This is a genomic window from Longimicrobiaceae bacterium (assembly GCA_035696245.1).
In the GTDB taxonomy this organism is placed as follows: domain Bacteria; phylum Gemmatimonadota; class Gemmatimonadetes; order Longimicrobiales; family Longimicrobiaceae; genus DASRQW01.
In genome coordinates this window covers 1-6153 of the sequence record DASRQW010000293.1, presented here as the reverse complement: position 1 = coordinate 6153, position 6153 = coordinate 1, and the positions used below count along the sequence as shown (strand labels likewise).

At 67.8% G+C, this 6153-nt stretch carries 5 protein-coding genes; 2 read left to right on the top strand and 3 right to left on the bottom strand.

All coding sequences use genetic code 11. The annotated features are described in order from the left end of the window. Positions 1–411: 411 nt before the first annotated feature. Positions 412–879 (bottom strand): SET domain-containing protein-lysine N-methyltransferase, encoded by a 468-nt coding sequence (locus VFE05_13590; GenBank protein HET6231101.1) that lies wholly within the window; start codon positions 877–879, stop codon positions 412–414. Between the two features lie 384 nt (positions 880–1263). Here VFE05_13590 and VFE05_13585 point away from each other — a divergent pair, with 384 nt between their 5' ends. After that, a complete protein-coding gene (locus VFE05_13585; GenBank protein HET6231100.1) occupies positions 1264–1884 on the top strand; it encodes a hypothetical protein in 621 nt (206 codons plus the stop codon). A 430-nt stretch (positions 1885–2314) separates the two neighbouring features. Then, positions 2315–2938 (top strand): hypothetical protein, encoded by a 624-nt coding sequence (locus VFE05_13580; GenBank protein ID HET6231099.1) that lies wholly within the window; start codon positions 2315–2317, stop codon positions 2936–2938. A 234-nt stretch (positions 2939–3172) separates the two neighbouring features. Here VFE05_13580 and VFE05_13575 read toward each other — a convergent pair whose 3' ends face one another. Together VFE05_13575 and VFE05_13570 are read right to left on the bottom strand one after the other, a co-directional pair. Next, positions 3173–3658, bottom strand: coding sequence for a DUF2442 domain-containing protein (locus VFE05_13575; protein ID HET6231098.1), 486 nt, complete (start codon positions 3656–3658; stop codon positions 3173–3175). Positions 3659–4624: 966 nt separating this feature from the next. Next, positions 4625–5875, bottom strand: coding sequence for a heparan-alpha-glucosaminide N-acetyltransferase domain-containing protein (locus VFE05_13570; protein HET6231097.1), 1251 nt, complete (start codon positions 5873–5875; stop codon positions 4625–4627). Positions 5876–6153: the final 278 nt, after the last annotated feature.

Below are 6153 nucleotides of genomic sequence, written 5' to 3'. Positions count from 1 at the left end.
TCCCTCCGGGCGATTTCCCTGGTTTACCGCAATAAAAAAAGCGGGGCGAACCGCTCCCCACTTCGAAACACGGTGCGCCGCCCCGGCGCCCGCCAGCATCGATCCCTGAATATACCGGCCGTTCCCCCGCGGGGCAACCCCCGCGTTCCGCTCCAGGCCAGGCGCAGCCTGCAACGGCGGGCGATTCAGAGCCTCTCCATACCCTCCTCGCGCCTCCCGGTTCGCCGGGTCAGGCAGCGCCCGCCACCTGCCCCGGGACGGCGAGCGGGAAGATGCGCCACATCCTCCGCAACTGCTTGGAAGTTCAGGAGATGCACAGCGGTGCATCTCTCGCTCGATGTCCGGCGCCAACGTTCGCATCCTTCGTTCGACGTCCCCGCGTGGAGGCCGATCCGTACGTCGGAGCGCGGGTCAGCGCTTCTTGCCGAGGATGGTGCCGCGGCATTCCGCGGCTCCGCACGCGCAGGGATAGCGCCGCTTGGCGGCGGCAGTGTGGCGCGTGGGGAGGATGAAGTTGTAGTCGTACGCCAGCTCCTCGCCGGGCGCGATGTCGCGCAGGCTCTCGATCCAGAGGCGGCCGTCCTCGATCACCACGTCGCAGTTGGGCGCGCACGAGTGGTTGATCCAGCGCGCCAGGTTGCCCTTGAACGCGGCGTCCACCACCACGTCGTCGTCGATGGCGAAGAGGAAGGTGTGGTGCTCGCCGCGGCCGTCGTCCGGGTAGCGCGCGTCCGCCTCGGCCACGGTGATGCGCTCGCCGCGGTACTCGATGATGCGCGTGCCGGCGGGGATGGGGATGCGCGCATAGACGCCCCTGCCGTGGATGCCGGAGCGCCGCACGGACAGCCCGCGCCGCACCGGAAAGTATGGGTTGCTCATCTGCCCCGCTCTGCTCGGACCGGATCGCCGGACGTCCTCGCAATGGACGCATCGGCTCGCGAGCCGCACAATCTGCCACGCATCGCCCCCGCCCGCGAGCACCCCCGCGAGTCACTGGCGCACAGGGCGGCCGATCGTCTACATCGCCCGAATCGGAAGGGGACGATCCGCCGACGCTCTCATCGAACGACGCGCGATGTCGCCGCGCCAGGATCCACGAGCGTCGGAAGATGTGGGGTCGGCGGTTCCACATCTGCCGTCCTGCGCGTGCGCGAGCATCCGAATTGCGGCTGGGCGGGGGCGATGCGCGAAGAGCCGCCTTGGCCGCCCCGCGCATCGTCCCGAATCTCTCCTCCCCCGCCCTGCTGACCAGACGCTCCCCCGATGCCCGCAGAGACCACGACGACGGTGCTGGACGCGCTCGCCCCGCACGCCGAGCGCACCGGCTACCGCGTGCCGCTGAAGACGAACATCCACCTGCTGAGCGGGCGTATCGTCTCGGACGTGGCGGGGATGTACCTGCGCTTCCCCAGGTGGGAAGGTGCGCCGTTCGTGGACGACTTCGGCAAGAAGGCCGGGGCGATGGTGGAGATGGACGGCGAGCACCTGATGCCGGAGCTGGCGGTTCTGCGGCTGCTCCAGAAGCAGGGGTGGGAGGGGCGCTGGGTGAGCACCTACAGCGCCAAGGGCGAGGTCTGGAAGTACCTGACGGAGTGGAGCGACGTGCCGCGCGACCAGCAGCGCACCCGCAACATCGAAGAGGAGGAGCCGCGGCGCCTGCTGGCGAAGATCGCGTCCAAGAGCGTGAAACGGTACGCGGGCTGTTGGGACATCTTCGCGTGGAAGGACGGCCAGTACGCCTTCGTGCAGACCAAGCGCTCCGCCCCCGGCGCCGCGGACGAGGTCGGCAAGCTCCAGGTGGATTGGCTGCACACCTCGCTCCTCTTCGGCGACTCGCGCCTCACGCCGGACTCGTTCGCGTTCGTGCAATGGGGATACGAGTGAACCGGTCGTCATAACAACCCCATCGGCCGACGCTCGCCGATGAGCCGTTCATCCACGCGGGAGACCGCCGTCCCTTCTCATGGCTGGGTTCGCGCCTAGCAGATCACGTGCGGTGCAGCGGCAAGGCAGACCCAGCGTCACGACGGTACCACGAAATCATTGCCTCCTGAAAAGCCGCTGCCTAGATTACCGGCTGTACGAGGCCCCCGCTCCATCCGCCCATCCGCGCCCCCGTCTCGATCGTCACGCTCCATCGCCCCTCGGTTCCGCCCGACAAGCATTCCCCACCGCGACACATACACCGTCACCGGTGTTCTGCCGTCACATGGCACCTCGTGTCGCGGCTCCCCGGCCGTGAAGACGGCTGCGCTCGAACCGCAGAACGCCGACCTACCCACCCGCCTTCTCATCCCGCACTCCTGGAGAAACCATGATCAATTCCCGGCAGCTCCGCCATCTGCCGTTCGCCCGCGGTGTGCGGGCGGCGATCTCGCTGTCGCTCACCCTCGCGGCAGGGGGATGCGCGATGGCTCCGAAGTTCGTGGGCACCACTTCGCTGGCCGGCAGCCCGCCCGTCTCCGTGCCGAGCGTGTACGTCTACTCGTTCCTCGACCTGCGCGCGGCCGACCTGGGTCCGCGAATGATCGGCGGGGTCGAGCAACAGCTCGCCAGCGCGCTGAGGAGCCACGGTGTGGAGAGCGAGCAGCACCGGTTCAGCGAGGATCCCATCTCTGCCGAGTTCGCGCGGGTGCACGGCACCGAGCGCATTCCCGTCCGCGAGGTGATCGCACGCAACGCGGCGGACGAGGGGCGTTTCGCCGCCCCGTACCGGCTGATCATCTTCCCCATGCAGACGACGCAGTCCGGTTCCTGGTACTACTACGACTTCCGGTGGACGCTGCAGGACGCGAAGACCCAACGTGTCGTGTGGTCCACCACCTCGCGCGGCCGGCACCTCAACTGGATGAGAAGCGACGAGAACTCCACCAAGCGAGCCCAGGTGATCGTGGACGGTGTCATTGGCGAGATGGTGAGCTCCGGCCTGCTGAAGTAGCTACGGCGAGCCGCAGACGGCCTGCTCCGCGCCTCACCTGCCAAGCACGATGCGGCGCCGCTGCTGAAGTACGTTCTGTTGCACTGACCCTCGCGGAAGCACGGCTCCAAGCCCGTGGAACGTGAGCAACGCCTCGCCAACGACTTCCGTTGACGAGGCGTTTGCCTTCCTCCGTTCCCTCACGAGCCTCGGCGGTGCCCCCGCCGCACGACGGTACGGCCGTGGCGAGAGAGGTCAGTGCGTGTCCGCCGGCGTCCGGTGCTTGGAGGTGCGACGACTGGCCGCCGGGTGGACCGGCTCGGCGGACAGCTTGCGCGGACGGCCGCCTTTCTTGCCGTTCTCCCGCACCGCGGCGGCCTTCGCCTCGCTCGTGGCGCGGCCCATGTAGCGGGCGGCGAGCCCCCGCGCGTTCAGCAAGCGAGAGAGGATGCCCGGAACGGAGATGTCCGCGTCCAACTCCTCCCAGTGAAGTCCCTCCCCATCCGACTCGACCTCGACAGCCGCGAGCTGCTCGGCCGTCGCGCCGGCCAGCCCGGCACCCTCGGCGCGCGGGAACGCAAAACTGCTGCCGTTCCGCAGCTCCACCACGATACGGTCCCGCTCAGCGTCGTAGCTCGCGGAGACGGCACGGGGCTCCGCGGCGGCGGCGGCGCGAGCCTCGGCCTTGGCGCGGGGCGCGGGTGCCAGGATCTCCTGGTCGGTCAGCGGCTTTCTAGCCATGAATCTCACTCCATCTCAGCAGAAATTCGGTCCATCTCTCGTCCACGATCCTGACGGCCCGCACCAGATCTCGCCCACCGAGCGTTCCGGGATCGAGGACCACGGCTGAATTGGCTGAATCGCCAATCCCGATCTTGGCGAACTCTCCCGCCTTGAGCGCGTGGACGTGCGGCGGACGATGATCGTCGGTGTAGATTCGGAACGCGAACCCGTCCTCCCTATGAATGGTCGGCACTTGAGTTATAAACCTATCGTTAGGTTTTGTCAACATCCCGCCTGGGCCTCCGAACGAATCCTCCTGAACTCACAAGGGGGCGGCTTTCCTGCCGTCTCCCTCGAACCAAACGCGGTAGATCTTCCGTGCGTCAGGCGATGCACTCGGTGCCGGTTGTGGCGGGCTGGGCAGGCGAGGCGGCCAGACCGTGTACCAGACGACCAACGCGGCCGCATTCCGGCACGAAGCCGACCTCCAGCGCGTGGTCTCCACGCGCAGCGCCTCAACGTCCAACTCCAGCTTGGTGGTGAACATCCAACACCTCCGACTGAAGCGGAAACAGCACGCGAGGTCGCGAAAAGATTGCAACGCACTTCTGGCTTCGTCAAGAAGCCGCACGATACGGGATCGTTGTAATGGACTGTCAGCCGCGTCCGAGGCGGACAATGGCTGCCACAGGCAGCCGGTAACGACGCGTCGGCTGGAGCGTCGCGAGGCCTTGCCCTTGCCTTCCGCCATCGGAAGAAACGGCAGCTTGGATGTACGCCGTGCGGCCTAACGCTATCAGTTCGCCGTCTCGAACCGTTCTCAGTCCACCCATTCATCCGGAGGCTCCGCCCCGTTCGGGAGCACCGGACTCGTCCTGGTGTCGATGACGGGAATTTTCGGGTCCGCGATTCCGCATGTAAAGCGCGCCGGCGCCCGCGGGCCCCGGCGCGTTGCATGATGGGCGCCGTCTGTTTCCGGTTCGGTCAGATGTAGCTCAGCCACCAGTCCGTGCGCCTCCGCTTCACGCCCGCGAACCAGCGGCAGAGCGGGTACGCGATCAGCACGCCCAGCGCCCACGCGACGTAGACCATCCCCAGCCCGAACCCCGCTCCCGGCTGCGGCGGCGTGCCGCCGGGGAAGCTGAAGAGGTGCCCGATGGGCTTCCCGGCGAGCAGTGCGAAGCCGAGTCCGATGGAGTGCGCCAGGAACCACTGGAGCAGGTAGAAGAACATCGGCACGCGCCCGAATGTCAGGAACGCCCGCCCCACGGCGCCCAGCCGCGCGCGCTCCATCCATGCGAGCGCCAGCAGCGCCGGCCCCAGCGTCATCATCAGATAGAGGAGCGACGGGGGGTACTTGCTGTTGTTCAGGAACGAGAGCACGGTGAACGCCGCGCTCTTCTGCGTCGCCCACGGCGAGGGGTTGCCGTACAGGTTGCTGGCGCGGAGCAGGACGAACCCGGCCACGACCGCCAGACCCAGACGCACGAGGAAGCGCCTGCGCCGTTCCGGCTCCCACGAGTAGACGAAGCCCAGCGCGTAGCCCGCCAGCATCACCCCCAGCCACGGCAGGAGAGGATACGCCACCAGCATCGGGGCGCCGAGCACGTGGATGAAGCCCGGCTGGTGCAGCACCATCCAGAGCGCCGGCAGCGCGGCCGGCCCCGTACCTACCGGCGCAGAGCCCTGCACCGGGAAGCGGTCCAGGAGGTTGTGCAGGAGGAGGATCGCCACGCCCGCCGTACCCGCCACCCGCGCCGGGAAGCGCACGAACGCGGCGAGGACGATCATGGAGACGCCGATTGCCCAGATCACCTGCATCATGCCCGGAAACGCCGCGTAGTCCAGGTCGAACGCGACGCTGAAGCGCACCACCGTGAACTCCAGCACGACGAGCCAGAGCCCGCGGGTGACCAGGAACCGGGAGAGCTCGGCCGGCGTCTTGCCGCGCTGGAGCTGCAGCGACGCGCCCGTGCCCGCCAGCAGGACGAAGATGGGCGCGCAGAAGTGCGTGACCCAGCGGGTGAGGAAGAGCGGGACGGTGGTGCGAGCGAGATCGGCCGCGTCGAAGAGCGGCGCGTCGCGGTGCACGAACTCGCGCGTGTGGTCCAGCAGCATCAGCACCATCACGATGCCGCGCAGCAGGTCCACCGCGTCCACGCGTACCTTGCGGCCCGCCGCCGGGCCGGCGGATGCGGCTTCGCTGGCGCGCGCCTTCTCGAGAGTCGCGGACATGGGTTCCAGGGTATGGGTCTCGGAGCCGGAACCGAGTGGTTTCCGGCGCGGCGCACGCCGCCACGACTGAAAAGGGATGAGGTGCGAGAGATGGGAGAGAAGGGCCGCCAGGAGGGGTGGCTATCCTGCACGATAGCTCTAGAAGTCTGTTGAAAAACGCTGCGCCTCAGGGTGTGAAGCGGTAGATTGAGGGAGCGAATCTACTGGTGAACTCCTCTTCTGCGTAGAGCGATGCTCGGGCGAAACGACACTCCGCTGGAGCTGTTCCAGATGGTGGA